Origin of the sequence: Mesorhizobium sp. Cs1299R1N1 (assembly GCF_037179655.1) — a bacterium.
Classification (GTDB): domain Bacteria; phylum Pseudomonadota; class Alphaproteobacteria; order Rhizobiales; family Rhizobiaceae; genus Mesorhizobium; species Mesorhizobium salmacidum.
This window is the reverse complement of sequence record NZ_JAPYKR010000012.1, coordinates 157,672-180,883: the sequence shown is the minus strand read 5'-3', so window position 1 is coordinate 180,883 and position 23,212 is coordinate 157,672. Positions and strand designations below refer to the sequence as shown.

Annotated in this window: 25 protein-coding genes; 15 read left to right on the top strand and 10 right to left on the bottom strand. The window is 63.2% G+C overall.

Going from position 1 to position 23,212, the window contains the following annotated elements; all coding sequences use genetic code 11:
- Nucleotides 1–21: 21 nt before the first annotated feature.
- The 4 genes from O7A70_RS25140 (at nt 22) to O7A70_RS25125 (ending at nt 2,685) form a co-directional block, all read left to right on the top strand.
- The gene (locus O7A70_RS25140) at nt 22–1,320 is read left to right on the top strand and encodes a DUF3419 family protein (RefSeq protein WP_337142796.1); all 1,299 of its coding nucleotides are present in this window, start codon (nt 22–24) and stop codon (nt 1,318–1,320) included.
- The gene (locus O7A70_RS25135; RefSeq protein ID WP_337142795.1) at nt 1,317–1,982 is read left to right on the top strand and encodes a class I SAM-dependent methyltransferase; all 666 of its coding nucleotides are present in this window, start codon (nt 1,317–1,319) and stop codon (nt 1,980–1,982) included. The genes O7A70_RS25140 and O7A70_RS25135 overlap by 4 nt, the downstream gene beginning before the upstream one ends.
- Before the next feature lie 89 nt (nt 1,983–2,071).
- Nucleotides 2,072–2,368: a type II toxin-antitoxin system RelE/ParE family toxin gene (locus O7A70_RS25130; protein ID WP_337104985.1), complete on the top strand. Its 297-nt coding sequence runs from the start codon at nt 2,072–2,074 to the stop codon at nt 2,366–2,368.
- Nucleotides 2,369–2,376: 8 nt separating this feature from the next.
- Entirely contained in the window at nt 2,377–2,685 is a 309-nt protein-coding gene (locus O7A70_RS25125) for a HigA family addiction module antitoxin (protein WP_337142794.1), read from the top strand.
- A 28-nt stretch (nt 2,686–2,713) separates the two neighbouring features.
- Here O7A70_RS25125 and O7A70_RS25120 read toward each other — a convergent pair whose 3' ends face one another.
- The gene (locus O7A70_RS25120) at nt 2,714–4,093 is read right to left on the bottom strand and encodes a serine hydrolase domain-containing protein (protein ID WP_337142793.1); all 1,380 of its coding nucleotides are present in this window, start codon (nt 4,091–4,093) and stop codon (nt 2,714–2,716) included.
- A 289-nt stretch (nt 4,094–4,382) separates the two neighbouring features.
- Here O7A70_RS25120 and O7A70_RS25115 point away from each other — a divergent pair, with 289 nt between their 5' ends.
- Together O7A70_RS25115 and O7A70_RS25110 are read left to right on the top strand one after the other, a co-directional pair.
- Nucleotides 4,383–5,183 carry a glycoside hydrolase family 25 protein gene (locus O7A70_RS25115; protein WP_337142792.1) on the top strand — a complete coding sequence of 267 codons (801 nt, stop codon included), beginning with the start codon at nt 4,383–4,385 and terminating at the stop codon, nt 5,181–5,183.
- A gap of 223 nt (nt 5,184–5,406) precedes the next feature.
- Nucleotides 5,407–6,585 (top strand): lytic murein transglycosylase, encoded by a 1,179-nt coding sequence (locus O7A70_RS25110; RefSeq protein WP_337142791.1) that lies wholly within the window; start codon nt 5,407–5,409, stop codon nt 6,583–6,585.
- 19 nt (nt 6,586–6,604) lie between these two features.
- On the opposite strand, the gene O7A70_RS25105 is transcribed toward O7A70_RS25110, so the two are convergent.
- Nucleotides 6,605–7,513, bottom strand: coding sequence for a LysR family transcriptional regulator (locus O7A70_RS25105; RefSeq protein WP_337142790.1), 909 nt, complete (start codon nt 7,511–7,513; stop codon nt 6,605–6,607).
- 121 nt (nt 7,514–7,634) lie between these two features.
- Between O7A70_RS25105 and O7A70_RS25100 the strand changes: the two genes are divergently transcribed.
- Nucleotides 7,635–8,366, top strand: a complete 732-nt coding sequence (locus O7A70_RS25100; RefSeq protein ID WP_337142789.1) for an SDR family oxidoreductase — start codon at nt 7,635–7,637, stop codon at nt 8,364–8,366.
- Here the strand turns inward: O7A70_RS25100 and O7A70_RS25095 are convergent.
- The gene (locus tag O7A70_RS25095; RefSeq protein WP_337142788.1) at nt 8,363–9,583 is read right to left on the bottom strand and encodes an alanine racemase; all 1,221 of its coding nucleotides are present in this window, start codon (nt 9,581–9,583) and stop codon (nt 8,363–8,365) included. The genes O7A70_RS25100 and O7A70_RS25095 overlap by 4 nt on opposite strands.
- Nucleotides 9,584–9,891: 308 nt before the next feature.
- Here O7A70_RS25095 and O7A70_RS25090 point away from each other — a divergent pair, with 308 nt between their 5' ends.
- The gene (locus tag O7A70_RS25090; protein ID WP_337142787.1) at nt 9,892–10,809 is read left to right on the top strand and encodes a DMT family transporter; all 918 of its coding nucleotides are present in this window, start codon (nt 9,892–9,894) and stop codon (nt 10,807–10,809) included.
- Between the two features lie 439 nt (nt 10,810–11,248).
- Here O7A70_RS25090 and metF read toward each other — a convergent pair whose 3' ends face one another.
- Entirely contained in the window at nt 11,249–12,166 is a 918-nt protein-coding gene (metF, locus tag O7A70_RS25085) for a methylenetetrahydrofolate reductase [NAD(P)H] (protein ID WP_027141622.1), read from the bottom strand.
- Nucleotides 12,166–13,188: an ArsR/SmtB family transcription factor gene (locus O7A70_RS25080; RefSeq protein WP_337142786.1), complete on the bottom strand. Its 1,023-nt coding sequence runs from the start codon at nt 13,186–13,188 to the stop codon at nt 12,166–12,168. Before O7A70_RS25080 ends, metF begins: the two co-directional genes overlap by 1 nt.
- 176 nt (nt 13,189–13,364) lie before the next feature.
- Between O7A70_RS25080 and tsaA the strand changes: the two genes are divergently transcribed.
- The 4 genes from tsaA (at nt 13,365) to O7A70_RS25060 (ending at nt 16,288) form a co-directional block, all read left to right on the top strand.
- Nucleotides 13,365–13,889: a tRNA (N6-threonylcarbamoyladenosine(37)-N6)-methyltransferase TrmO gene (gene tsaA / locus O7A70_RS25075; RefSeq protein ID WP_027141620.1), complete on the top strand. Its 525-nt coding sequence runs from the start codon at nt 13,365–13,367 to the stop codon at nt 13,887–13,889.
- Nucleotides 13,886–14,200, top strand: coding sequence for a DUF2293 domain-containing protein (locus O7A70_RS25070; RefSeq protein WP_337142785.1), 315 nt, complete (start codon nt 13,886–13,888; stop codon nt 14,198–14,200). Before tsaA ends, O7A70_RS25070 begins: the two co-directional genes overlap by 4 nt.
- Nucleotides 14,201–14,337: 137 nt before the next feature.
- The gene (locus tag O7A70_RS25065) at nt 14,338–15,294 is read left to right on the top strand and encodes a D-amino acid aminotransferase (protein ID WP_337142784.1); all 957 of its coding nucleotides are present in this window, start codon (nt 14,338–14,340) and stop codon (nt 15,292–15,294) included.
- A 154-nt stretch (nt 15,295–15,448) separates the two neighbouring features.
- On the top strand, nt 15,449–16,288 hold the full coding sequence (locus O7A70_RS25060) for an SDR family oxidoreductase (RefSeq protein ID WP_337142783.1): 840 nt from the start codon (nt 15,449–15,451) through the stop codon (nt 16,286–16,288).
- 73 nt (nt 16,289–16,361) lie between these two features.
- On the opposite strand, the gene O7A70_RS25055 is transcribed toward O7A70_RS25060, so the two are convergent.
- A complete protein-coding gene (locus O7A70_RS25055) occupies nt 16,362–16,976 on the bottom strand; it encodes an MOSC domain-containing protein (RefSeq protein WP_337142849.1) in 615 nt (204 codons plus the stop codon).
- A 7-nt stretch (nt 16,977–16,983) separates the two neighbouring features.
- Nucleotides 16,984–17,754 carry a TetR/AcrR family transcriptional regulator gene (locus O7A70_RS25050; RefSeq protein WP_337142782.1) on the bottom strand — a complete coding sequence of 257 codons (771 nt, stop codon included), beginning with the start codon at nt 17,752–17,754 and terminating at the stop codon, nt 16,984–16,986.
- Between O7A70_RS25050 and O7A70_RS25045 the strand changes: the two genes are divergently transcribed.
- The 3 genes from O7A70_RS25045 to O7A70_RS25035 all read left to right on the top strand — a co-directional run bounded on the left by O7A70_RS25045 (nt 17,744) and on the right by O7A70_RS25035 (nt 19,277).
- Entirely contained in the window at nt 17,744–18,166 is a 423-nt protein-coding gene (locus O7A70_RS25045) for a hypothetical protein (RefSeq protein WP_140717598.1), read from the top strand. The genes O7A70_RS25050 and O7A70_RS25045 overlap by 11 nt on opposite strands.
- A gap of 11 nt (nt 18,167–18,177) precedes the next feature.
- A complete protein-coding gene (locus tag O7A70_RS25040; RefSeq protein ID WP_337142848.1) occupies nt 18,178–18,594 on the top strand; it encodes a glyoxalase/bleomycin resistance/extradiol dioxygenase family protein in 417 nt (138 codons plus the stop codon).
- Nucleotides 18,595–18,710: 116 nt separating this feature from the next.
- Nucleotides 18,711–19,277, top strand: a complete 567-nt coding sequence (locus O7A70_RS25035; RefSeq protein WP_337142781.1) for a methyltransferase family protein — start codon at nt 18,711–18,713, stop codon at nt 19,275–19,277.
- Between the two features lie 11 nt (nt 19,278–19,288).
- Here O7A70_RS25035 and O7A70_RS25030 read toward each other — a convergent pair whose 3' ends face one another.
- From O7A70_RS25030 to ettA, 3 genes are all read right to left on the bottom strand, one after another.
- Nucleotides 19,289–20,410, bottom strand: a complete 1,122-nt coding sequence (locus O7A70_RS25030; RefSeq protein ID WP_337142780.1) for a beta-ketoacyl-ACP synthase III — start codon at nt 20,408–20,410, stop codon at nt 19,289–19,291.
- A 118-nt stretch (nt 20,411–20,528) separates the two neighbouring features.
- Nucleotides 20,529–21,299, bottom strand: a complete 771-nt coding sequence (gene tam, locus O7A70_RS25025) for a trans-aconitate 2-methyltransferase (protein WP_027141610.1) — start codon at nt 21,297–21,299, stop codon at nt 20,529–20,531.
- A 45-nt stretch (nt 21,300–21,344) separates the two neighbouring features.
- Nucleotides 21,345–22,994, bottom strand: a complete 1,650-nt coding sequence (ettA, locus tag O7A70_RS25020; protein ID WP_015317172.1) for an energy-dependent translational throttle protein EttA — start codon at nt 22,992–22,994, stop codon at nt 21,345–21,347.
- Nucleotides 22,995–23,212: the final 218 nt, after the last annotated feature.

Genomic DNA, 23,212 nt, shown 5'->3' with positions numbered 1-23,212 from the left:
ACAGGCTGTCACTGGCCTGTCATGACCCTGCGTTACCCGCTTGCGCCAAAGCAAATGGGGAATCACTTTGCCATGACGGACGTCTCCGCAGATCTGGTTTTTCGCCGCGGCAAGGAAGTTGGAAAGGCCGTTTACCAGAACCGCCCGCTTTCGAAAGCCGGCATCTCCGAGCGGCTGTTCGCCTTCCTGTTTTCCGGCCTCGTCTATCCGCAGATCTGGGAAGACCCCGACGTCGACATGGACGCGATGCAGCTTGGCCAGGGCCACCGCATGGTCACCATCGCCTCGGGCGGCTGCAACATCCTCGCCTATCTCACCCGCTCGCCGGCACAGATCGACGCCGTCGATCTCAACGCGGCCCACATCGCGCTGAACCGCATGAAGCTGGAGGCGGTTCGCCATCTGCCTTCGCAAGGCGACCTGTTCCGTTTCTTCGGCGCGGCGGACACGAGCCACAATTCCGAAGCCTACGACCGCTTCATCGCCCCGCATCTCGATCCGGTCAGCCGTCATTACTGGGAGCGCCGCAACTGGCGCGGCAACAGGCGCATTGGCGTTTTCGACCGCAATTTCTACCAGACCGGCCTGCTCGGCCTGTTCATCGCCATGGGCCACCGCACGGCGAAATTCTTCGGCGTCAACCCGGCCCGCATGATGGAAGCCAGGAACATCGGCGAACAGCGCCGCTTCTTCAACGAGGAGCTGGCGCCGGTCTTCGACAAGAAGCTTCTGAAATGGGCGACGTCGCGAAAAGCCTCGCTGTTCGGTCTCGGCATCCCTCCGGCGCAGTATGACTCGCTGATCACCTCCGGCGACGGCACCATGGCCAGCGTGCTGAAGGCCCGGCTGGAAAAGCTCGCCTGCGATTTCCCCTTGGAAAACAACTACTTCGCTTGGCAGGCTTTCGCCCGCCGCTATCCCGAGCCCGGCGAGGCCGCCTTGCCCGCCTATCTGGAAAAGCGCAACTACGAGACCATCCGCGGCAATATCGACCGCGTCGCCATCCACCATGCCAACCTGATCGAATTCCTCGCCGGCAAGGATGCCGGCGCCGTCGACCGCTTCATCCTGCTCGACGCACAGGACTGGATGACTGACGACCAGCTCAATGCGCTGTGGTTGGAGATCACCCGCACCGCCTCCGCCGGGGCCCGCGTCATCTTCCGCACCGCCGCCGAGCCCAGTCTGCTGCCGGGGCGCGTCTCGACCTCGCTGCTCGATCAGTGGGATTATCAGAACGAAGCATCGCGCGAATTCTCGGCCCGCGACCGCTCCGCCATCTATGGCGGCTTCCACCTCTATGTGAAGCGCGCGGCATGAGCACGACGGAGCTGCCGGCCAGCCACGCCGAACTGATGGACGGCGTCTACCGCTGGCAGCGCCATATCTACGACCTGACCCGCAAATACTACCTGCTCGGCCGCGACCGGATGATCGCGGGGCTGGACGTGCCGCCGGGCGGCACCGTTCTGGAGCTTGGCTGCGGCACCGGCCGCAACATCCTCCTCGCCGCCCGCGCCTATCCCGACGCCCGCTTCTTCGGTCTCGATATTTCGGCCGAAATGCTGGAAACGGCCGGCAAGGCAATCGACCGCGAAGGCCTCTCGGATCGCGTCACGCTGGCAAGGGCCGACGCCACCGATTTCGATGCAGAGGCCCTTTATGGCGTCGAACGGTTCGACCGCATCTTCGTATCCTATTCGCTATCGATGATCCCGGGCTGGGAGAAGACGGTCTCGGCAGCACTTGCCGCGCTGGCCCCGACGGGCTCGCTGCACATAGTCGATTTCGGCCAGCAGGAAGGTCTGCCGGGCTGGTTCCGCACCTTGCTGCGCGGCTGGCTGAAAAAATTCCACGTCACGCCGCGCGAATCCCTGCGCGACGTTCTGGAATCGGAAGCCGAGCGAACCGGCGCAACCTTCCGTTTTCGCACGCTTTATCGTGGCTATGCCTGGCTGGCGGTCATCGGGCTCGGCATGTGACATCGCAGACATTGCGGCCGTAAAACCATCCATGGCAGTTGCAGAATGACCCAAGGGGCGGTACACTATCTCCATGCTGGAGGTAGAAAGTGATCGTCGGGTTTCGGGACGGATGGCTACGGGCCTTCTTCGTGGAAGACATTCACTCCCGCAACATTCCGTCCGATCTTGAAAGCCGGTTGTTCCGCAAACTCCAGATGATCGATGACGCGATGACCGATCGGGATTTGCGTGTGCCGCCGAGCAATCATTTCGAAAAGTTGCGTGGCAATCTCGATGGCTTCCATTCGATCCGCGTCAATGGCCAATGGCGGCTGATCTTCCGGTGGGACGGCGGACGTGGTGAAGCGTCGGATACTTATCTCGACGACCACAGTTACAGATGAGGTGACACATGTTGATGACGACACGCAAGCCCGTAACGGTGGGCGAAATCCTCACGGAAGAATTCATGCAGCCGCTAGGCCTGACACAGGCTGCTTTGGCCGAAGCGATGGGGGTCCAGCGCAAGCATGTGAACGAATTGTGTAACGACCGCCGCAACGTGACGGCTGCCACTGCGCTCATTCTGGCGCGGGTCTTTGGCAACAGCCCGGATTTCTGGCTGAACGTGCAGCGCCGTGCCGATCTTTGGGCGGTCATGAATTCGCCCGACGAGCGCGCGCGTGTCGATCGCGCCAAGCCTTTGGCGACTGCGGCATAGAAGAAAACTTGCAGCACTCGACTGCCGCTCAATGCAGCGCCTTCACCAGCGCCCCCACCAACGCTTGCGGCCGATAATTGAGCTTGGCCGGCGTTAGCCCGAGCCGCACCACCACCAATTGCTCGGATGGAATGATGGCGACGGTCTGCCCGTCATGCCCTTCCATCCAGTAGGTGTCTTTCGGCAGGCCGGCGGCGACGCCGGCACCGGGATTTTCCTCGTCGCCCGGCGCTTCGATCCACAACTGGCCCTTGCCGTAGACTTTCGACGCGGATGCCGGCTCGCGCATCCAGTCGACGAAGCCGGCAGGCAGGACCTGGTTGCCGTTCCATACCCCGCCCTGCAGCAGGAACTGGCCGAACCGGGCCCAGTCATGCGCCGTGGCGTAGAGATAGGACGAGCCGACGAAAGTGCCCTGCTCGTCGGTCTCTAACACCGCGCTGTGCATGCCGAGCGGCTCGAACAATGCCGTGCGCGGCCACGTCAATGCCTTGGCCCTGTCGCCAATCGCGTCCTGCCAGAGGCGCGACAGCATCACCGCCGTGCCGCTGGAATAAGAAAACACCTTGCCGACCTCGCCGGTGAGGGGTTTGGAGCCGGCAAAACCCGCCATGTCGGGTTCGAGGTAGAGCATGCGCGTCACATCGGCGACGTCGCCATAGTCTTCGTTGAACTCCAGGCCGCTCGACATCGCCATCATGTCTGCAAGGCTGATCGCGGCGCGGCCATCCACCTTCCAGGGCGTGAACAGGTCCTTGTTGTCGACCGCCAGCTTGCCGTCCCTGATCAGTGTGCCGACGATGGCGGCGTTCACCGTCTTGGTCATCGACCAGCCGAGCAATGGCGTCTTGACCGAAAAGCCGTCGCCATAGCGTTCCGCGACGACCCGCCCGTTCTTGACCACGACGATCGCGCGCATGCCGGTGCCGGCCATCGCGTCGTCCGCGACGATCTTCGAGACTTCGGGGTTCTGCGAGGCATCGACCCGTTCGCCCTCGGGCCACAGCGCATCCTGGCTTGTCGCCGCAGGCTCGGCATGAACTGTCGTGCGCCGCGCCTTGCCGACATCGCCGTCGGGAACCGAGACGCAGCCCAGCCCGTCGCGGGCAACCGCCTCGCTCTTGCCGAGGAAACCGAGCAGGCCGGCCGACACCGTCCCCCGGTTCTTGTCGACGGAGACCCGCATCAAGCGCAGCAGCGGGTGGCCGGGCGCCTGCACATCGACGGCCAGCACCTCGTTGGCGTCGCGCCCGGCGATGAAGACGTTGGAGCAGACGATCTTGGCCGAATAGCCCGAGCCGACGCGGATGAGTTCCGGGGGCGCGATATAGAGCCAGGCAACCAGCGCGGCGATAGCCAGCACGATCAGGCCAAGCAGCCATTTGACGATCTTGACGATGATCCGCATCCATTGCCTCCCAGGCACTCGCCTGACGTTTATGTCATCGAATTGCCGCCATTGCTTCCGCAAAATCGGGCTTCTTGTCGAGCGCCATAAACCAGATATCAACCATGATCGGCGATCACAGGGATGCATGTCGCCCAAAAGTACGCAGCGTTTTTGCGACAACGACATGCACGAAAAGCGAATAGGCTAGGCGATGCGTGGGGCGATCGCCTGGAGGGGGCCAGACCAACTTCGGCCATCAAGTGCACAGACCCATCAGCGACCGGCTGATTCCGGCTTGGAAGTTGCGATGCGCCGTCTTGCGGTCCTTTTCATGCTGACGCTGCTCGGCGCCTGCTCGACCGTGGACGATCTCTCGCCGCTGTCGCCGTCCGCGTCGAGCAGTCCGACGGTGGCCGTGCGCGCGCCGCGCTTTGCCGATTCAAAGCCGCATGAGTGGGACAGCGGCGCGCCGTGGAACTACGCAGTCCACGGCACCGACGTCTCCAAATACCAGACATCTATCGACTGGCCGACCGCCAAGGCCAGCGGTATCTCCTTCGCCTTCATCAAGGCAACCGAAGGCGGCGACCGATTCGATGAATATTTCAGCGAGCACTGGGCGCGCACGAAAGCCAACGGAATTCCACGCGCGGCCTATCATTTCTTCTATTTCTGCACGCCCGCCGCCGTGCAGGCGCGCTGGTTCATCCAGAATGTCCCCGTCGACCGCTCCGCATTGCCTCCGGTTCTCGACATGGAATGGAACCCGAACTCGCCGACCTGCCACCTGCGCCCCGACGCAGCCACGGTGCGCGCTGAGATGACCACCTTCCTTGAGATCGTCGAGCGGCGTTACGGCAAGAAGCCGATCATCTACACCTCGGTCGATTTCTTCGAGGACAACGAACTGTCGAGCTTCCGCGGCTATCCCTACTGGCTGCGCTCCGTCGCCGGGCACCCGCGCGAGAAATATGGCAGCCACCCCTTCACCTTCTGGCAGTACACCGGAACCGGCATCGTCCCCGGCATGACCGGCAAGTCCGACATCAACGTCTTCAACGGCTCGGAAGCCGCCTGGAATAAATGGTTGCGGCAGAACACCCGTTGACCCCGTGGCAACGGCAGCGAAGGCGCTTGGAAGAAGGGCCGCGGCAGAAGACCCGTTGACACCGTGGCAACGGCGCGAAGGCGCTTCAAATAGGGCTGAAGCAGAAGACCCGTTGACACCGGGCCTGCCGCCTGCTTTTCGACACTGCCAGCGGTAGAGAGTGCAACCGCAGGGCGTTGGGCTCTAGGCACGACAATGCCCTCTTCGTTTCGAAAGGAAGCTGATGCGACTGCGTTCCCAAGCCCTCGCGGCGCTATTTTTGTGCGCCACGGCCTTGCCGGCGATGGCGCAGGAATGCGGCGGCGATTTCCAAACCTGGAAACAGGGCGTGGCGGCGGAAGCCAAGGCTGCCGGTGTCGGCGCCGTCGGTCTCGATGCGCTGGAGGACGCCAGGATCGACGAGAGGGCTCTGGCGCGCGACCGCGCGCAAGGCGTCTTCACGCAAACCTTCGTCCAATTTTCCAACCGCATGATCTCTGCCTACCGGCTGAAGCAAGGTGCGGCGAACATGAAGAAATACGCCGATGTCTTCGCCCGCGCCGACCAGCAGTTCGGTGTCCAGGCGCCTGTCATCACCGCCTTCTGGGCGCTTGAAACGGATTTCGGCGCCGTGCAGGGCGACTTCCATACACTGAGCGCACTGGTGACGCTGTCGCATGACTGCCGCCGCCCGCAGCTTTTCCGCCAGCAACTGGTGCCGCTGCTGGAACTGATCGATCGCGGCGTGCTGCCGGCCGATGTCACCGGCGCCTGGGCCGGCGAGATCGGCCAGACGCAGATCCTGCCGTCCGACTATCTTGCGCGCGGCGTCGATGGCGACGGCGACGGCGAGATCGACCTTAGAAACAGCGTGCCGGACGTGATCATGACCACGGGCAACAAGGTGCTGTCGCGCGGCTGGAAGCGCGACGAGCCCTGGATCCAGGAAGTGCGCGTGCCCGACGAGATGCCGTGGGACCAAACCGGCCGCACCAACAAATTGCCGCTGACGCAGTGGGCGCAGTGGGGCGTCACCAACCCCGACGGTTCGCCGCTGATCGACAAGGGCCTGAAGGCCGGCCTGGCGCTGCCCATGGGCCGCAAGGGTCCGGCCTTCCTTACCTACGAGAATTTCGACGTCTATCTCGAATGGAACCAGTCCTTCACCTACGCGCTGACCGCGGCAAACCTTGCCGCGCGGCTCGCCGGCACGCCGCCGCTCGATCCGCGCAATCCCGAGCCGGGTCTCGACAACGAGCAGATGAAGGCGTTGCAGACGAAGCTCGAGGCCAGGGGCTATGACGTCGGCACGGTCGACGGCATCCTGGGCACCAACACCCGCGAAGCCATCCGCAAGGAGCAGATGCGGCTAGGCCTGCCGGTGGATGGCTGGCCGACGCCGGTGCTGCTGGGAAAATTGTAAGCGAAGGTCGGTAGGCAAGCTACCCGCTACTCACTCCTTTCCTCTCCCGCACAAAATCGATGAACGCCCGCAAGGCTGGCGGCACATGCCGCACGCTCGGATGGTACAGATAGAAGCCGGGGAAGCTGGGCGACCAGGCCTCCAGAAACCGGACCAGCTGACCGTTCTCGATCCAGGGACGGACCTGATAATCAATCATGTATGCAATACCGGCACCGCTCAGCACCGCGTTGAGCAGCAAGTCGGTGTCGTTGACGGTCAGCCTGCCTTCGACCGCGATTTCCAGCGCCCTTTTGCCACGCGCGAACTCCCATCGGTAGATATTGCCGCCGCCTGGCCATTGGAAGTTGATGCAGCGATGCTGGTGCAGGTCGCCGGGATGACGAGGCGTGCTGCGTCCCGCGAGATAGGCGGGAGCGGCCACCGCGGCCATTTGCAGGTCCCCGCTCAGCTTCACCGCCACCATGTCTTTTTCCAGCCGCTCGCCGAGCCGAATGCCGGCATCGAAGCGTCCTTCGACAATGTCTGTCAGCATGTCGTCGACGATGACCGTCAGGCTGATATCGGGATAGATGCGCTGGAAATCGCCCAGGATCGGCGCGATGAACCGCATCGCGGCCACGCGCGGCACGTTGATGCGCAGCGAACCCGCCGGCTGATCGCGTGAGGCATGAATATCCGCGACCGCGCCTTCCAACTCCCTGAAGACAGGGCCAAGCCGCGTGAACAGCGTGTCGCCGGCCGCCGTCGGCGATACGCTGCGTGTCGTGCGATTGAGCAGACGGACACCGAGACGTGCCTCCAACTGCCGGATTGTCTGGCTGAGGGCCGGTGGCGAAATCCTGAGCCTGGCGGAGGCGCGGATGAAACTGCCCTCCTCCACGATCGTCGCGAAAGCCTTGAGCTCGGAAAATTCGGACCCGCGCATTGTGTACTCCAGGCTTAACAGGCAAGTCAGATAATAGCCCATTACATGATCAATAGCTTCGGCCTATTTTCGACCGTGGAAGCCGCATCGCGCGGTCACGAACGGTCGAAAGGAATTGATCATGTCTCATTCGCTTCAGGGCAAAACCGCGATCGTCACCGGCAGTTCGCGCGGCATCGGCCGCGCCATTGCCGAAGGGCTCGCCGCCAACGGTGCCAGCGTCGCCGTCAACTATGTCGACAATGCCAAGGCCGCTGACGATGTTGTGGCGGCCATCATGAGCAAGGGTGGCAAGGCGATCGCCATCCAGGCCGACATTTCAAATGTCTCCGACGTCCGCCGGTTGTTCGACGAAGCAGAAAGCCAATTGGGCGGTCTCGACATCGTCGTCGCCAATGTCGGCGTCGCCGTGATCAAACCGCTGGTCGAGGCCAGTGAAGCGGATTTCGACCTTGTCTTCGATACCAACGCCAAAGGCACTTTCTTCACGCTTCAGGAGGCCGCTCGCCGTGTGCGGGACGGCGGTCGCATCATCGCGGTCTCCACGGGCGGAACAAAAATGTTCTTCACCCACACCGCGCTCTATCTCGGCAGCAAGGGCGCGGTGGAACAATTCGTGCGCGTGCTGTCGCGCGAGGTTGGTCCACGCGGCGTTACCGTCAATAGTTTATCGCCAGGCTTCACCGACACAGACCTTCTGCCGGAGCGCGATCGCGCCGTGGCGGCCGGCATGTCGCCCTTCGGCAGGATTGGTGCGCCGCGCGATGTCGCCGACGTTGCCGTTTTCCTGGCCAGCGACGAGGCCCGCTGGTTGACTGGCGAGAACATCCAGGCCGGCGGTGGCGTGGCTTAATCCGCCATCGTCTCCAGGCTCGCAAACCCTTGCGGCGCGTCGCCCTCGTCGAAGGGCGTCGTCACCTCGACGAACGTGTCGGGATAAAAGCCGTTGAAGCGGGTCCTGAGTGACAGCGAGTAGGCGCCGATATGGCCGATCTCGATCCAGTCGCCGGTGTCGACGGTCTCCGGCAGCCAGAACGGCCGCGACAGGATGTCGACCGAATCGCAGGTCGCGCCGCACACCTTGAACGGCACGATCTTGTTCTCGTCGCCATTGCGCGCGCGGATCGCCGGATCGGGGATGAAGCGTGCCGGCAGCGTGATCTTGCCGGTCCATGAATCCGACAGCGACGCCCAGATGCCGTCATTGATGTAGAGCCGCTTGCCCTTGCGCAGGAGCACGCGCACGATCAGCGACAGGCAGCGCGCCACGATGACCCTGCCCGGCTCCGCCACCAGCGGAATCTGGTCGAACTGATATTCCTTCAGGTCGCCGGAAAGCCGCGACATGATCTGGCCGAGCGACGGCATCTCGATCTGCTTGCGGTTGGGATCATGTCCGTATTCGGCCGGAAAGCCGCCGCCGACATCGAGTCCGGCAATGTCGAAGGTCAGCCGGTTACGCACCCAGTCGGCCGAGGCCAGTGCCCGCTCATAAGTGTCGGGATCCTCGATCTGGCTGCCGACATGGAAACAGAGGCCGACCTTGTAGCCGGTGCGGTTCAGCCGCTCGGCGAGTTCGACCGCATAGGCAGGCCCAGCGCCGAATTTCTTCGACAGTTCGTAGGCGGCATGCCCCTTGGTCTGCACACGCACGAAGACGCTGACCGCGCCCGGGTCGATATCGAGCGCCCGCACCACCCGGGTCAGCTTGGTGATCTCGTCCTCATGGTCGAGCGAAATGACGCGGATCCCGTATTTTTCCAGCGCCAGCTTGATGTCCGACTGCGCCTTGACCGGGTGCATGTAGAGCATCTCGGCATCGCGCGAGACGGCGCGCACGGCGGCGAACTCGCCTGGTGAAGCGACGTCGAAGGCGGTGACGCCGGCCTCGACCAGCGTCTTCAGCACGATCTGCTCGCCATTGGTCTTGACCGCATAGGCGGTCTTGCCGGGGAACATGCCCATGAACTGCAAGGCGTCGGCCTTGAGCACCTGCGGGCGGAAGCAGTAGACCGGGTCGTCCGGGCGAAGCGCCAGTGCCGCCTCGCTTGCATTCTCGAATCGCTGCATGGACGAATCACCGACTTCAGCTCGCACAATTAATCCAAGCTAGCGGCTAGCGCATGACCCCGAAAGTCAATTTCGACTTTCGGAAAGGATCATGCGCCAGGAATGAATCTCGCAGCGTCCTTTGCGCGTCTCTGGAGACGCGCAAAGGACGCTGCAATGAAAACAATTCTGTGTCTCGCGCTGCTGACGGTGCGGCATTAGCTTGTCAGGAGGCCATCGATCGGGTTTCGGGTGGCCCTTGCCGGCGGACCGGATATGGCTTCTGCCTGGTTGGCCGGCATTCGAGCCGTCCGGGGAGGATAAATCACATGGCTATGGCAGCGGCATCCGCAGCACGCGGACCGATGACGCTCAGGGACTGGGGGCAGTTGCTGTTGCTCGGCGCGATCTGGGGCGGCTCGTTCTTCTTCGCCCGCATCGCGGTGGCTGAACTTCACCCGCTGGTGCTGGTTCTGTTTCGCGTCGCCATCGCCGCATTGGCGCTGCAGCTCTATCTCGGCTTGCGCGGCCCCTCCTTCCGTCTCGCCCTGCCGCATGCCGGCCTGTTCTTCCTGCTGGCCTTCACCAACAACGTCGTCCCCTTCTCGCTGATCTTCGCCGGCCAGACCCAATTGGGTGCCGGCGTCGCCTCCGTGCTCAATGCCACGACGCCGTTCTGGACGCTGATCCTCGCCAACGCTCTGACATCGGATGAAAAGCTGTCCTGGAACAAGCTCGCCGGCATCGCCCTCGGTGTCGCCGGCACGGCTGTGATGATCGGTCCCGGCCTGCTCGCCGGGCTTGGCGGCCCGGTCTGGGCCAAATTCGCGCTGATCGGCGCCTCGCTCTCCTATGGCGTTGCGCTGATGATCGCCCGCCGCTTCAAGGGCGTGCCCTCGCCGGTCGTCGCCACCGGACAATTGACGGCTTCGACCATCATCATGATCCCGATCGTGCTCTTCGCCCACGGCCCGGCCGGCTTGTTCTCGGCCTCGCCGCCGGTGTGGACGGCGGTGCTGGCGCTGGCGCTTCTGTCGACGGCCTTCGCCTATATCCTCTATTTCAACCTCGTCGCCTCGGCCGGGGCCACCAATGCTTCGCTGGTCACGCTGATCGTGCCGGCCAGCGCCATGCTGCTCGGTTTTCTGTTCCTTGGCGAACGGCTGGAATTGTTCGAGATCGGCGGCGTGGTGCTTATCGGTCTCGGTCTTCTCACAATCGACGGACGAGTGTTCGGTCGCCGTTAGGGCCGGGCAAGGGATGGTCGACGCGAAAATCGAATGCGACTTTCGCGGCGGTAGCGCTGCCATGACACAGCATCGACACGCCACCGCCATAATTTATTCACAGGCCTGAAGCGGGTTTTTCCCGAAGGGTTTCAACGGTTAACGGCAAAACAGAGGTCGCGAATCTCACAATCACGTCGCAATGCAGCATATTTTCCGCTTGCCTGTGGCACAAATGAACCTAGACTCCAGGGCATAGCTCTTTAAGAGGAGGCTATGTCATGGGACTTACGAGGCCAATCAACGCATTGATGATTTGTGCTGCGTTTGCTTTCATCGGCGCCCTCATTATGGGCGTCCTTCCCTGAACCCGCCAAGACGGGGAAGACCAGCACCAGATAGTCTAACCAATTCGAAAGGCCGGGTTTTTTACCCGGCCTTTTGCTTTTCCAGCCGAGCCTTACGCAGCAGCGGAACCCGCCACCTCCGCCTCATGCGAGCGGATGCCGATCATGTGGCAGACGGCGAACACCAGATCGGCCCGGTTCATCGTATAGAAGTGAAAATCGCCAACGCCGCGCTCGACCAGGTCCAGCACCTGTTCGGCCGCCACGGCGGAAGCCACCAGCGCATGCGTCTGCGGATCGTTCTGCAGACCGTCGAAGCGCTCGGCCAGCCATGCCGGCACCAGTGCACCGCAGCGTGCCGAGAAATTGGCGACCTGGGTAAAATTGTGCACCGGCAGGATGCCGGGAACGATCGGGATGTAGATGCCGGCGCGGCGCGCGCGCTCGACGTAACGCTCGTAGAGATCGTTGTCGAAAAAGAACTGGGTGATCGCCCGTGTCGCGCCATTGTCGACCTTGCGCTTCAGCATGTCGATGTCGGTGGCGAAGTCAGGGCTTTCGGGATGCTTTTCCGGATAGGCCGAAACCGAGATGTCGAAATCGCCGGCGTCCTTCAGCGCCCCAACCAGCTCGGCACCATTGGCGTAGCCGTCCGGATGCGGACGGTAGGCAGCGCCGACGCCTTCCGCCGGATCGCCGCGCAAGGCGACGAAGCGCTTGACACCCATGTCGGTGAATTCCTGGATCACCGCATCGACCTGATGGCGGGCAGCATCGACGCAGGTCATGTGCGCTGCCGGCGTCAGGCTGGTCTCCTTCAGGATGCGACCAATGGTGCGCGCCGTGCGCTCGCGCGTCGAGCCGCCGGCGCCATAGGTCACCGAGACGAATTTCGGCTTCAGCGGCTCCAGCCTTGTGACCGTGTCCCATAGCCTCGCTTCCATCTCGTCGTTCTTCGGCGGGAAGAACTCGAACGAAACCCTGACCTTGTCGCCGATATCGGGACGGCGGGAAAAGCGAAACTGGTTCATCAGGCGATTTCCCCTATCGAGCTCACTCTGGTCTGCTGGCTGGCGTTGGCGGGATCGGCGATCAGCAGGCGCCGGTCGCGGCCAAGCCAAAGCTTGACGGTGAGCCTGGCCTCGTTGCCGCTGCGCGGTTCGAATTCCTGGGCATCCTCGAGATCGAGGCCGGCTTCGGAGAACCAGTCCCCGATCTGCCGGTCGGAAAAGCCGAGACGCATATGCGCGTGCTCGTCACGCAGGAACTCCAGCGCGTGCGGCGCGAAATCGACGATGACCAGACGGCCGGCCGGGCGTAAAAGCCGCGCCGCCTCATGGATGGCGCGGGCCGGATCGTCGAGATAGTGCAGCACCTGGTGGATGGTGACGAGATCGAAGGCATCGCGCTCGACAGGCGGCGAAAAAATATCGCCCTGCCGCACCTGCGCATTCGAAACGCCGGCCTTGTCGAGATTGGCGCGCGCCACGGTCAGCATCTCGCGCGACATGTCGATGCCGATGCCGCGCCGGTAGAGCGGCGAGAAGATTTCGAGCAGCCGCCCGGTGCCGGTGCCAACGTCGAGCATGGACTGGAACGGCCGCTTGCCGACCAGCTTCAGCATCGCGGCCTCTACGGCGCGGTCGGGCACATGCAGCGAGCGGATATGATCCCAGCTTGCGGCGTTCTGCGAAAAATACGCGGTGGCGCGGTCCTGGCGCTTGCGCTTGACCGAGGTCAGCCGCTCCAGATCGCGCTCGACCTGCGGGTCGGCGCCGCGAATGCTGGAAACCAGCCCCATGACGAAGTCTCGCGCCGAATCTGCGTCCGACAGGCGGAAGAATGCCCACGACCCTTCCTGATAGCGGCCGATCAGCCCGGCCTCGAGCAGCAGTTTCAGGTGTCGCGAGACACGCGGCTGCGACTGGCCGAGAATTTCGGTAAGGTCGGAAACGGTGAGGTCGCCGCGCGACAACAGTGCCAATATGCGCAGGCGGCTGGATTCGGCCGCCGCCTTAAGCGTATCCACCATGGTGTCGAGCGAGACATGCATCAGCGTATTCTCTTTGAAAAAGATATAAACATATGTTTATGTCGATTTTGACGGCCTTGCAAGCGCTATGTCGCTTCCGGACCAGAAAATGCCGCATGCGTGATTTCCCGATCCAGGTCACCCCGAAACGTCTAGCGGTTTGAAGACAATGGCATGCACCAGCACAGGGACAGGCAATGACCGGGCAGCGTGAGATGTTCGAGGCACGTGAAGGCGAGCAGAGGCTGGACCAGGATCCGGCAACGATGCCGCCCGATAGCGGCATCGTCTTCATCGGCCGCATCGCCTCGCCGTGGACCACCCGGGAAAGCTGCCCGAAGAACATGCGCGCCGCGCGCGAGACGGGACAGCCGGCGGCGCTGACTATTGAAGCGCCCTATCGCGAAGGGCTGCGTGGGCTGGACCGCGCCAGCCACGTCGTCATCCTGTCCTGGCTGCATCACGCGCCGCGGAATCTGATCGTTCAAAAACCCCGCCATGCGGCTGAAGCAAAAGGCGTATTCGGGTTGCGCTCCCCTGCCCGGCCAAACCCAATCGGCCTGCATGTAGCCAAGCTCGTCGGTTTGGACATTGCCACCGGGCGCATCGATCTCGACGCCATCGACGTGCTCGACGGCACGCCGGTCGTCGACATCAAGCCCTATTTCGCCTCGACCGACGCTATATCGGAGGCGACCGTTGAGGGGCGCGAGGAGCGATGAGCGCGCCGACCGGCCGCCGCCGCGCCATCGCCAAGGCGCTGACGGCACTTTTGCCGCTGGCGCCTTATGCCGACATGGAGAAGATCCGCACCGACGCCGGCTCCGTGCATATGAAGACCTTGCCGCCGACGATCGCGGTCTGGCTGGCGACGATTGCCCATATCCGTCACATGCACACCGACTACGAAAAGCTGCTGGCCGAGGGCTATGATCGCGACTCGGCGCGTTTCTTCGTCATCGAGCAAACCAACATCGTGCTCACGCGCTGGCGCGCCACCCGCCTGCTCGACGCCGATGACGAGGAGGACTGACGCCATTGTCGGGCGGAATGGTGCTCACTCGTAATGCCGGCCGGATCTTCATCTTGAGGATGACTGAAGTCGGAGTGCTGGCTCTATGCAATCGGCCTGCCGCCGATAGCTTGTAACGTAATGGCAAGGAGCTGCCGATGAGCCAAATCGCACAGGATACACCGCCGCTGCCTGTTGTGGGCGATCGTCATGTCGACCCGCACGCCTATCCCGACGGCATTGCCTTCCTCGACGGCCAGTACCTGCCGATGTCACAAGCCAAGGTCTCGGTGCTGGATTGGGGTTTTCTGCACTCTGACGCCACCTACGATACGGTGCATGTCTGGAACGGCCGCTTCTTCCGCCTCGATCTGCATCTCGACCGTTTCTTCGGCGGCTTGCAAAAGCTGCGCATGACGATCCCGTTCGATCGCGATGGCGTGGCCGAGATCCTGCACAATTGCGTCGCGCTGTCGGGTCATCGCGCCGCCTATGTCGAGATGCTGTGCACGCGCGGCGCCTCGCCGACCTTCAGCCGCGACCCGCGCCAGGCGATCAACCGCTTCATGGCGTTCGCCGTGCCGTTCGGCTCGGTCGCCAATGCCGAGCAGTTGCAGCGCGGGCTGCGTGTCGCCGTCAGTGACAAAGTGCGCATTCCGCCGGCCTCGATCGATCCGGCGATCAAGAACTATCACTGGCTCGACCTCGTGCGCGGCCTCTACGATGCCTATGATCGCGGCGCCGAGACGGCCCTCATTCTCGACTTCAACGGCAATGTCGCCGAGGGTCCTGGCTTCAACGTCTTCTGCGTCAAGGACGGCAGACTGTCGACACCGGCCATCGGCGTGCTGCCGGGCATCACCCGCCGCACCGTCTTCGATCTTTGCGCAGAGATCGGACTCTCGGCGACGGCCATGAATGTTAGCGTGGCCATGCTGCGCGGCGCCGACGAAGTCTTCATCACCTCGACCGCCGGCGGAATCATGCCGGTGACGGAGATTGACGGTGCCGACATCGCCGACGGCAAGGTCGGGCCGATCACCAGCCGGCTGATGGCGCTCTATTGGCAAAAGCACGACGACCCGGCCTGGTCGAGTTTGGTGAACTACCCCTGATTCACACGATTTCTTGTTCGACTGGAAAGCCCCAAGTTCAAAAAGATTTCCGCTCGCCTCTGGAAAATCACGGGACAGCCCGTATATGCCCGGAAGCGGAGAAGCCTCCGCTTCCATCCAGAAATTGCGCCCGCCGGGGCAAGGATTCCACATCATGACATCAAAGGTTTGGTTCATCACCGGATCGTCCAAAGGCTTTGGCCGCGTCTGGGCCGAGGCCGCGTTGGCGCGCGGCGACCGCGTTGCCGCGACCGCCCGTGACACCGGCACGCTTGCCGATCTGGTCGAGAAATACGGCGACAACGTCGCCGCGCTAAAGCTCGACGTCACCGACAAGAAAGCCGTCGATGCCGCTGTCGCCGAGGCGCACAAGCGCTTTGGCCGGATCGACGTCGTCATCAACAATGCCGGCTACGGCCATTTCGGCGCAATCGAGGAAGTCAGCGAGCAGGAAGCCCGCGACCAGATCGAGACCAATGTGTTCGGCGCGCTGTGGGTCACCCAGGCCGCCCTGCCGATCATGCGCGCGCAGCGGTCCGGCCACGTCATCCAGATTTCGTCGATCGGCGGCGTCAACGCCTTTGCCTCGCTCGGCCTCTATCATGCCTCGAAATGGGCACTGGAAGCCTTCAGCCAGTCGCTCAGCATCGAGGTCGCGGAATTCGGCATTCATGTCACGCTGGTCGAGCCGGGTGGCTTCGCCACCGACTGGTCGGGAGCATCGGCCAAGGTTTCCAAGCCGATCGAGGCCTATGCGCCTGCCCGTGCCAGGATGGCCGAGCGCCGCGCCAACTCGGTCGCCGGCGATCCCGAGGCGACCGGTCCGGCCATGCTGGCCATCGTCGATGCCGACGAGCCGCCGCTGCGGGTATTCTTCGGCGATGGCGGCCTGCCGATGATACGCCAGGAATACGCCAACCGCCTCGCCACCTGGGACAAGTGGGACCACGTCTCCGTCATGGCGCAAGGCGCCAACAAGAACCGCAAGGGCTGACATCAGGTGTTTTACTGCGCCGCCGCCTCACAGGCGGCGTAGCTCTCACCTCAGCCACGATGCGAGCGCGCGACTATGCCTGATAAATCCATTGCTCCGGCACCCGCACCGAAATCTCTTCGCCGGCCCTGACGATGCCCGGCTTTTCAACCCAGGCGACCACGCCGCGCAACCGCTTCGCCGCCTTGGGAAACAACAGCGCGCCGGCTTCGACGTCGGCCATTCCAGCGTTTTCAGCGATCGATCGCCCGGCGATGCGGCATGGCCCGTTCTGGGCGTCGACCTTGAGGGTCACGCCGCCCTTGAAGAACAGTAGCGTGCCGGCCGGCAGCATCGACAGATGCGGCACGCCGTCGATCACCAGATTGGCGCCGATCCACTCGGGCTTGATTTCGACGAGTCCCATCCGTTCGGCGACGATGGCCAATTCGTCCGCTGCCACGATCGATATCTGCCGTTCGTTGCGCATCTCGGTGCCGCGCGGATACCAGGGCTCGCGCCCGCCGGAGCGGCGCGTCGGCCCTGCATGGAAGTCGCCTGAAATGCCGTCGAAGCCGAGCCGCAATTCGTCCACCGGACGCGTCTGGAAATGGTCCGCTGGCGCGACGTACAGCGCGGCCGCGCGGGCGGTAAGCTTCTTTGCCGGAATGATTTCGGCCGGCTTTTCAGCCTCGGGAAAGAGATCCAGCGTGACTTCATTCCTTGGATGACGTGCCCTGGTTTTGCCCTTCACCCGGCAAGGCCGCAAGAGCGGTTCGGGCCATAATGCGCAATTCCTCCACCGATGCGCCGTCCCGTGCCTGGATCGACATGCCGTTCATGACGCCTGCAATATATTTGGCTAAGCCTTCCACGGCGAGGTTTTCCGGCAATTCGCCTTCTGCCTTGCCTTTGGCCAGCCGCGCCGCGATCGCCGCCTCGCTCGCCTTGCGATAGGCCTTGAGTTCATCCGCAATGGCTTGCGCCTGCGGCGAGGCCGCCAGCGCGCCGCTGACGAAAAGGCATCCGCCCGGCTTGCCGGGCCTGGAATAGGCCGCCGCGGCGCCCAGTAGCAAGCGCCGTATCGCCTCCCCCGTCGACACCGGCGCGCTCAGCGCTTCCAGCGCGAAGCTTATTTCGGTCTCGTGGTAGCGCGTCAACGCCTTGCGAAACAAAGTCTCCTTGTCGGTGAAGGCGTTGTAGATCTGTGGCGGCGTCAGCCCCATCGCTTCGCGCAGCATGGCCAGCGACGTCGCTTCATAGCCGTGCTCCCAGAAAAGATGCATCGCGGCATCGAGCACCCGGTCGGGGTCGAATGCGCGCGGCCGGCCACCGCGTGACTTGTCCGAGTTTTCCATAGTGATCGATACGAAACCTGTTGACTCACCTTTCCCACATAACATATCAATTGATACGTAACCAGGCAAACCGGAAGATGACCTCCCGGAAAGGCCGTGCAACCCAAGGAGAAAAGCAATGCCGATCACCGTGACCGCGCCGGAAGGCGTACTGATCCCCGCTGGAGAGCGCGAAATCCTGCCACGCCTGAGCGCTGCACTCATCGAAGCCTCCGGCGCCACCGGCAATTCATTCTTCACCGCGATCGTCGGCGGCACCGTCCATATCCTGCCGCCGCGCCACATTTATGCAGGTGGCGCCAACCGGCCGGTCGTCATGGTCGAGTTGAAGCTACCCAATATCGCCCTTGGCTCAATCGAAGCCCGCAAGATCTTCATTGCCGCCGCCGCCCGGATTGTCGGCGAACTCTGCGTACCCAGCCACAAGCCGGAAAACACCTGGATCAACATCGTCAACGCGCCCGACGGCGGCTGGGGCATCGGTGACAGGCAATATACCGGCGACGCGCTCATCGCGGCCGCCACCGCCGCCGCGCGGTGATGAACAGGATGATGCGGCTCTCCCCTTCGCTGTTCTTCACCACCAACTGCGAGCCCGCGCTGGCCTTCTACGAACAATGCGGCCTTGGTCGGGCAACGATCCTGCTGCGCTGGGGCGACAACAATATGCCGGTGCGCACCGAAGCCATGCGCGGAAAAGTCCTGCATGCCCGCTTCGAAGGTCCGGGTGTGCTGTTCCACGCCTCGGACAATGACGACGCGGAGCCGATGAAAGGCTCCGCCATGATGCTGGAATTCGATGGGCCGACCGCGGCGCCAGAGGTTTTCGCCCGCAAGGAGCTTTTCGCACGCATGGCCGAGGGCGGCCGGATCACCGTGCCGTTTGCCCGGCAATATTGGGGGACCAGCTTCGGCATGCTGGTCGACGCCTTCGGCGTGCAGTGGATGTTCAGTTGCTCCAATGAATAGAGGCCGGTCGCAGACCGCTCGATCACAACCTTCTTACCTAAAAACGGCGCCGCGCCGCATTGTCGCCGCGCTGCATCGGCTTCATGGTGAAGTCCGGACCGTCGACGGAGGTTCTCATGCGTCCCGGAGCGGCGATCGCAGCGATTTGGTTGATCTGGGTGGTCACATGGATCGTGGCTGCCCTATGGGCCGATCCGGCGCAAAAGCGCGCCACCATCGGGGCGGAAGCTCGCTATCGCGTCTTCTGGCTGGCAGGCACCGTCCTGCTGTTCGTTCCAGCGCATGGCTATGAAGGCAGGCTGAGGTTGTGGACGCCGACCCTCGCCGAAGCCTGGGCCTGCGTTGCCCTGATCGCGGTCGGCATCGGCTTCGCGTGGTGGGCTCGGATCCATCTCGGGCGGTTGTGGTCCGCCACGGTCACCGCCAAGGCGGATCATCGCGTGGTCGATACCGGCCCCTATCGCCTGGTCCGGCATCCGATCTACACCGGGCTGCTGCTGGCAGTGCTCGCCACCATGGTGGCGAAGGGCACGGTCTGGGGCGCTGCCGGTACGGCCCTGCTCATCATCGGCGTCGTCATTAAGGCGAGGCTGGAGGAGCATTTCCTGCGCGACGAACTCGGCCCCGCCTATGACGACTACGCCAGGCGGGTGCCGATGCTGGTTCCGTTCACACCGGCCTGACGCGACATTACTCAAAGCATTCTGATAAGCGCGCCGCCTATCGAATACCCGGCGCCGAAGGCGCAGATCAGACCGAAATCGCCGGGCTTCATATCGGCATGATTCTCCGACAGCGCGATGATGGCACCGGCGCCCGCCGTGTTGCCGAGCCGCTCCAGCACCATGGGCGCGCGGTCATGGCCGACATCATGGCCGAAGGCCAGTTTCAGGATCATGGCATTCATGCGCGCATTGGCCTGGTGCAGCCAGAAGCGTCGGACCGCCTGTGGCGTCAGCCCATGCTCGGCCAGGAATTCGACGATGAATTTGTGCCCGGCGACGGTGACTTCCTTGAACACCTTGTTGCCGACCTGCTTGATGAGATTGCCCTCCAGGTTGATCATGTAGGGATCGTCCTGGGCGGTACGCGTGTGGTAGCCGAGATTGGTGCGGATGTTGTTCGACATCTGCGTCCAGATGCGCGTGTCCAGCACCTCGAAGCGACCCGGCCGCTTCTCGCCTTGGGCGAGCCCCTCCACCACCATCGACACCGAAGCGTCCCCGAAGATGAAATGAGTCTGCCGGTCGCGGAAATTGAGATGGCCCGTGATGATCTCGGGCGTGGTCACCAGGATGCGCTTGTGTGCGCCCGAGCGCACCAGATTGACCGCCATGTGCAGCGCAGCCGCCGCGGACGAACAGCCAAGTCCCATATCGAAGCCGGCGCCCCTCGTGCCCAGCGCCTCCTGCATTTCGATGGCGATGGCCGGATACGGCCTCTGCTGATGCGAGGACGAGCAGATCACCAGATCGATGTCCGACGCCTCGATGCCGGCGTGCTCGATCGCCTTCCTGGCCGAAGCGACACCGAATTCCGCCTGCAGCGAGAGCGCTTCGTCCGGGCGCGCCGGAATGCGCGGCGCCATGCGGGTCGGGTCGAGAATGCCTTCCCGCTCGATCACATGGCGGGCGCGCACGCCCGAGGCATGGACGATGAAGTCGGCATCGGATTTCTGCAGCAGCGTCTCGCCGGCAGCCTGGCGCCGCGCGTTCTCCGTGTCGACCCAGGCATTGAAGCTGGCGACCAGTTCCTCATTCGTGATGACAGGCCTGGGGATTTCAGCGCCGATGCCGCTGATGATGACGCGATGCATGTTTCCAGTCCGTCCCGTCCGCGGGCATTGCGGCTTCATGTGGGCGCCGAAACGCTTCGGCGCAACACTTTTCTCACTCGGCCGGTTTACGTCGGCTTAAACCAAGGCTTACGCCAGCCTATCCCGCCCGCTTGGCGACGATGAAAATGCGGGGGAAACGCAGCAGCACCTTGCCATCGGCGGTCTTCGGATACGCCTTGGCGACCTTGGCCGTGTAGCTGTCGAGGAACAGCTTGCGCTCGTCCGCGTCCAGCGGATCGAGGAACGGCTTCAGCCCGGTCGACTTCACCCATTCGACGATCGCCTCGGCGTCGGCCAGCGGATGGTTGTAGATGGTGTGCCAGATGTCGAGCCGAGCGGAGAGCGGCGACAGCAGGTCGTAGTAGAACGACACCGGCGGCAGCGGTGCGCGGGCCGCATCCCTGATCTTTGCCGCAAAAGGCACTTGCGCCGCGGTTTCCCGCATCAGCCGATGCGAATCCTCGGCCATATTGTCAGGCATCTGGACGGCCAGCGCGCCACCGGGCGCCAGAAAACCCATCAGACGCTGGAACACCGCCGGATGCTCCGGCAGCCACTGGAACACCGCGTTGGCGAAGATCACGTTGACAGGCTCGGCCGGCTGCCATGTCGACGCATCGGCGAGGTCGAAGCTGACATTGGGCAGGCGCGCCCTCGCCTTTTCGATCATGTCGGGAGACGTGTCGAAGCCGCTCACCTGCGCATCCGGCCAGCGCTCGACCAGAAGTTCGGTCGAATTGCCCGGCCCGCAGCCGATGTCGACGACGCGGCGCGGAAAATCCACCGGCACCTGGGCTGCGAGGTCACGCGCCGGCCGCGTGCGCTCGTCCTCGAATTTCAGATATTGGGCGGCGGACCAATCAGCCATTCGAGCTCCTCATGCCAGCTTGAGAATTCGCCGCCCCGGTGCCCCTTACCGCGTCAGCCTCTTGTAGGTCATGCGGTGCGGGTTGACGGCTTCGGGCCCGAGCCGGCGGATCTTGTCCTGCTCGTAGTCCTCGAAGTTGCCTTCGAACCATTCGACATGGCTGTCGCCCTCGAAGGCGAGGATGTGCGTCGCCAGACGGTCGAGGAACATACGATCGTGCGAGATGATGACGGCGCAGCCGCCAAAATTTTCCAGCGCGTCTTCGAGTGCGGCCAGCGTTTCCGTATCGAGATCGTTGGTCGGTTCGTCGAGCAGCAGCACATTGCCGCCGGTCTTCAACATCTTGGCCAGGTGCACGCGGTTGCGCTGACCACCGGACAGATTACCGACCTTCTGTTGCTGGTCGCCGCCACGGAAGTTGAACGAAGCGCAGTACGCGCGGGTGTTGGCCTCGAACTTACCGAGCTTGACCACTTCGGCGCCACCCGAGATCTCTTCCCAGACGGTCTTCGACGGATCGAGCGCATCGCGGCTTTGGTCGACATAGCCGAGCTTCACCGTCTCGCCGACGCGCACTGAGCCCGCATCAGGCTTTTCCTGGCCGGTGATCATGCGGAACAGCGTCGTCTTGCCGGCGCCGTTCGGACCGATGACGCCGACAATGCCGCCCGGCGGCAGCTTGAATTCGAGGCCTTCGATCAACAGCGTGTCGCCGAAGCCTTTCGACAGGCCCTCGACCTCGATGACCACGTTGCCGAGCCGCTCGCCATGCGGAATGACGATCTGCGTATCCGTCGGCCGCCGCTTGTCGGCGGCATCGAGCAGGTCCTGGAACGCCTGGATACGCGCCTTGGACTTGGTCTGTCGGGCCTTCGGGCTCGACTGGATCCACTCGCGCTCGCGGCCGATGGCGCGCTGGCGGGCGTCGTCCTCGCGGCCCTCCTGCTTGAGGCGCTTGGCCTTGGCTTCGAGATATTTGGTGTAGTTGCCCTCATACGGGATGCCGCGGCCGCGATCGAGTTCCAGGATCCAGCCGGTGACATTGTCGAGGAAGTAGCGATCGTGAGTGATGATCATCACGGCGCCGGGATAGGCGCGCAGATGCTTTTCCAGCCACGCCGTCGTCTCGGCGTCGAGGTGGTTGGTCGGTTCGTCGAGCAGCAGAAGATCAGGCTGGCGCAGCAGCAGCTGACAGAGCGCGACGCGGCGGCGCTCGCCACCCGACAGCTTGGTGACATTGGCATCCTTGGGCGGGCAGCCCAGCGCTTCCATCGCCATCTCGACCTGCTGTTCGAGATCCCAAAGGTTCAGCCGGTCCATCTCGTCCTGGAGCTTGGCCGACTCGTCGGCCGTCTCGTCGGAATAGTTCATCATCAATTCGTTGTAACGCTCGATGATGGCGGTCTTGGCCGCGACGCCTTCCATGATGTTCTCGAACACGGTCTTGTCGGGGTCGAGCGCCGGTTCCTGCGCCAGGTAGCCGACCGTGGCGCCTTCGGCGAGCCACGCCTCACCGCTCCAGTCCTTGTCAATGCCAGCCATGATCTTGAGGATCGTCGACTTGCCGGCGCCGTTCGGGCCGAGGATGCCGATCTTGGCGTCGGGGTAGAAGGACAGATGAACGTTCTCGAGCACCTTCTTGGTGCCATAGGCCTTGTTGAGGCCGGCCATGTGATAGATGAACTGGCGTGCCACGCGCGCTTTCCCTGAAAAATGACTGGATTTGTCGAATTGAGTGGAGGTTGGCCGCTATGTAGGCGATGCGGCGCCGAACGGCAATCGCTTTTGCCACATCGAGCCAACCACACGGACAAGTGTGCACCGACAGCCAAGTTTTCAACCGGTCGATCGCGCGCGGAAATCCCTGGTTAACCCTTCCGCGTCAAAACAGGATCGGGTGGAATCGCCGGCTT

Excerpts from the sequence above, each read along its gene's own strand:
- O7A70_RS25040 (WP_337142848.1), top strand. The coding sequence starts at position 18,178 with ATGCGGCTCTCCCCTTCGCTGTTCTTCACCACCAACTGCGAGCCCGCG.
- metF (WP_027141622.1), bottom strand. The coding sequence starts at position 12,166 with ATGAACCAGTTTCGCTTTTCCCGCCGTCCCGATATCGGCGACAAGGTC.
- O7A70_RS25125 (WP_337142794.1), top strand. The coding sequence starts at position 2,377 with ATGTTGATGACGACACGCAAGCCCGTAACGGTGGGCGAAATCCTCACG.
- O7A70_RS25100 (WP_337142789.1), top strand. The coding sequence starts at position 7,635 with ATGTCTCATTCGCTTCAGGGCAAAACCGCGATCGTCACCGGCAGTTCG.
- O7A70_RS25140 (WP_337142796.1), top strand. The coding sequence starts at position 22 with ATGACCCTGCGTTACCCGCTTGCGCCAAAGCAAATGGGGAATCACTTT.
- O7A70_RS25120 (WP_337142793.1), bottom strand. The coding sequence starts at position 4,093 with ATGCGGATCATCGTCAAGATCGTCAAATGGCTGCTTGGCCTGATCGTG.
- O7A70_RS25030 (WP_337142780.1), bottom strand. The coding sequence starts at position 20,410 with ATGCATCGCGTCATCATCAGCGGCATCGGCGCTGAAATCCCCAGGCCT.
- O7A70_RS25060 (WP_337142783.1), top strand. The coding sequence starts at position 15,449 with ATGACATCAAAGGTTTGGTTCATCACCGGATCGTCCAAAGGCTTTGGC.
- O7A70_RS25065 (WP_337142784.1), top strand. The coding sequence starts at position 14,338 with ATGAGCCAAATCGCACAGGATACACCGCCGCTGCCTGTTGTGGGCGAT.
- O7A70_RS25090 (WP_337142787.1), top strand. The coding sequence starts at position 9,892 with ATGGCTATGGCAGCGGCATCCGCAGCACGCGGACCGATGACGCTCAGG.
- O7A70_RS25110 (WP_337142791.1), top strand. The coding sequence starts at position 5,407 with ATGCGACTGCGTTCCCAAGCCCTCGCGGCGCTATTTTTGTGCGCCACG.
- tam (WP_027141610.1), bottom strand. The coding sequence starts at position 21,299 with ATGGCTGATTGGTCCGCCGCCCAATATCTGAAATTCGAGGACGAGCGC.
- O7A70_RS25035 (WP_337142781.1), top strand. The coding sequence starts at position 18,711 with ATGCGTCCCGGAGCGGCGATCGCAGCGATTTGGTTGATCTGGGTGGTC.
- O7A70_RS25080 (WP_337142786.1), bottom strand. The coding sequence starts at position 13,188 with ATGCATGTCTCGCTCGACACCATGGTGGATACGCTTAAGGCGGCGGCC.
- O7A70_RS25115 (WP_337142792.1), top strand. The coding sequence starts at position 4,383 with ATGCGCCGTCTTGCGGTCCTTTTCATGCTGACGCTGCTCGGCGCCTGC.
- O7A70_RS25105 (WP_337142790.1), bottom strand. The coding sequence starts at position 7,513 with ATGCGCGGGTCCGAATTTTCCGAGCTCAAGGCTTTCGCGACGATCGTG.
- tsaA (WP_027141620.1), top strand. The coding sequence starts at position 13,365 with ATGACCGGGCAGCGTGAGATGTTCGAGGCACGTGAAGGCGAGCAGAGG.
- O7A70_RS25095 (WP_337142788.1), bottom strand. The coding sequence starts at position 9,583 with ATGCAGCGATTCGAGAATGCAAGCGAGGCGGCACTGGCGCTTCGCCCG.
- O7A70_RS25070 (WP_337142785.1), top strand. The coding sequence starts at position 13,886 with ATGAGCGCGCCGACCGGCCGCCGCCGCGCCATCGCCAAGGCGCTGACG.
- O7A70_RS25045 (WP_140717598.1), top strand. The coding sequence starts at position 17,744 with ATGCCGATCACCGTGACCGCGCCGGAAGGCGTACTGATCCCCGCTGGA.
- O7A70_RS25135 (WP_337142795.1), top strand. The coding sequence starts at position 1,317 with ATGAGCACGACGGAGCTGCCGGCCAGCCACGCCGAACTGATGGACGGC.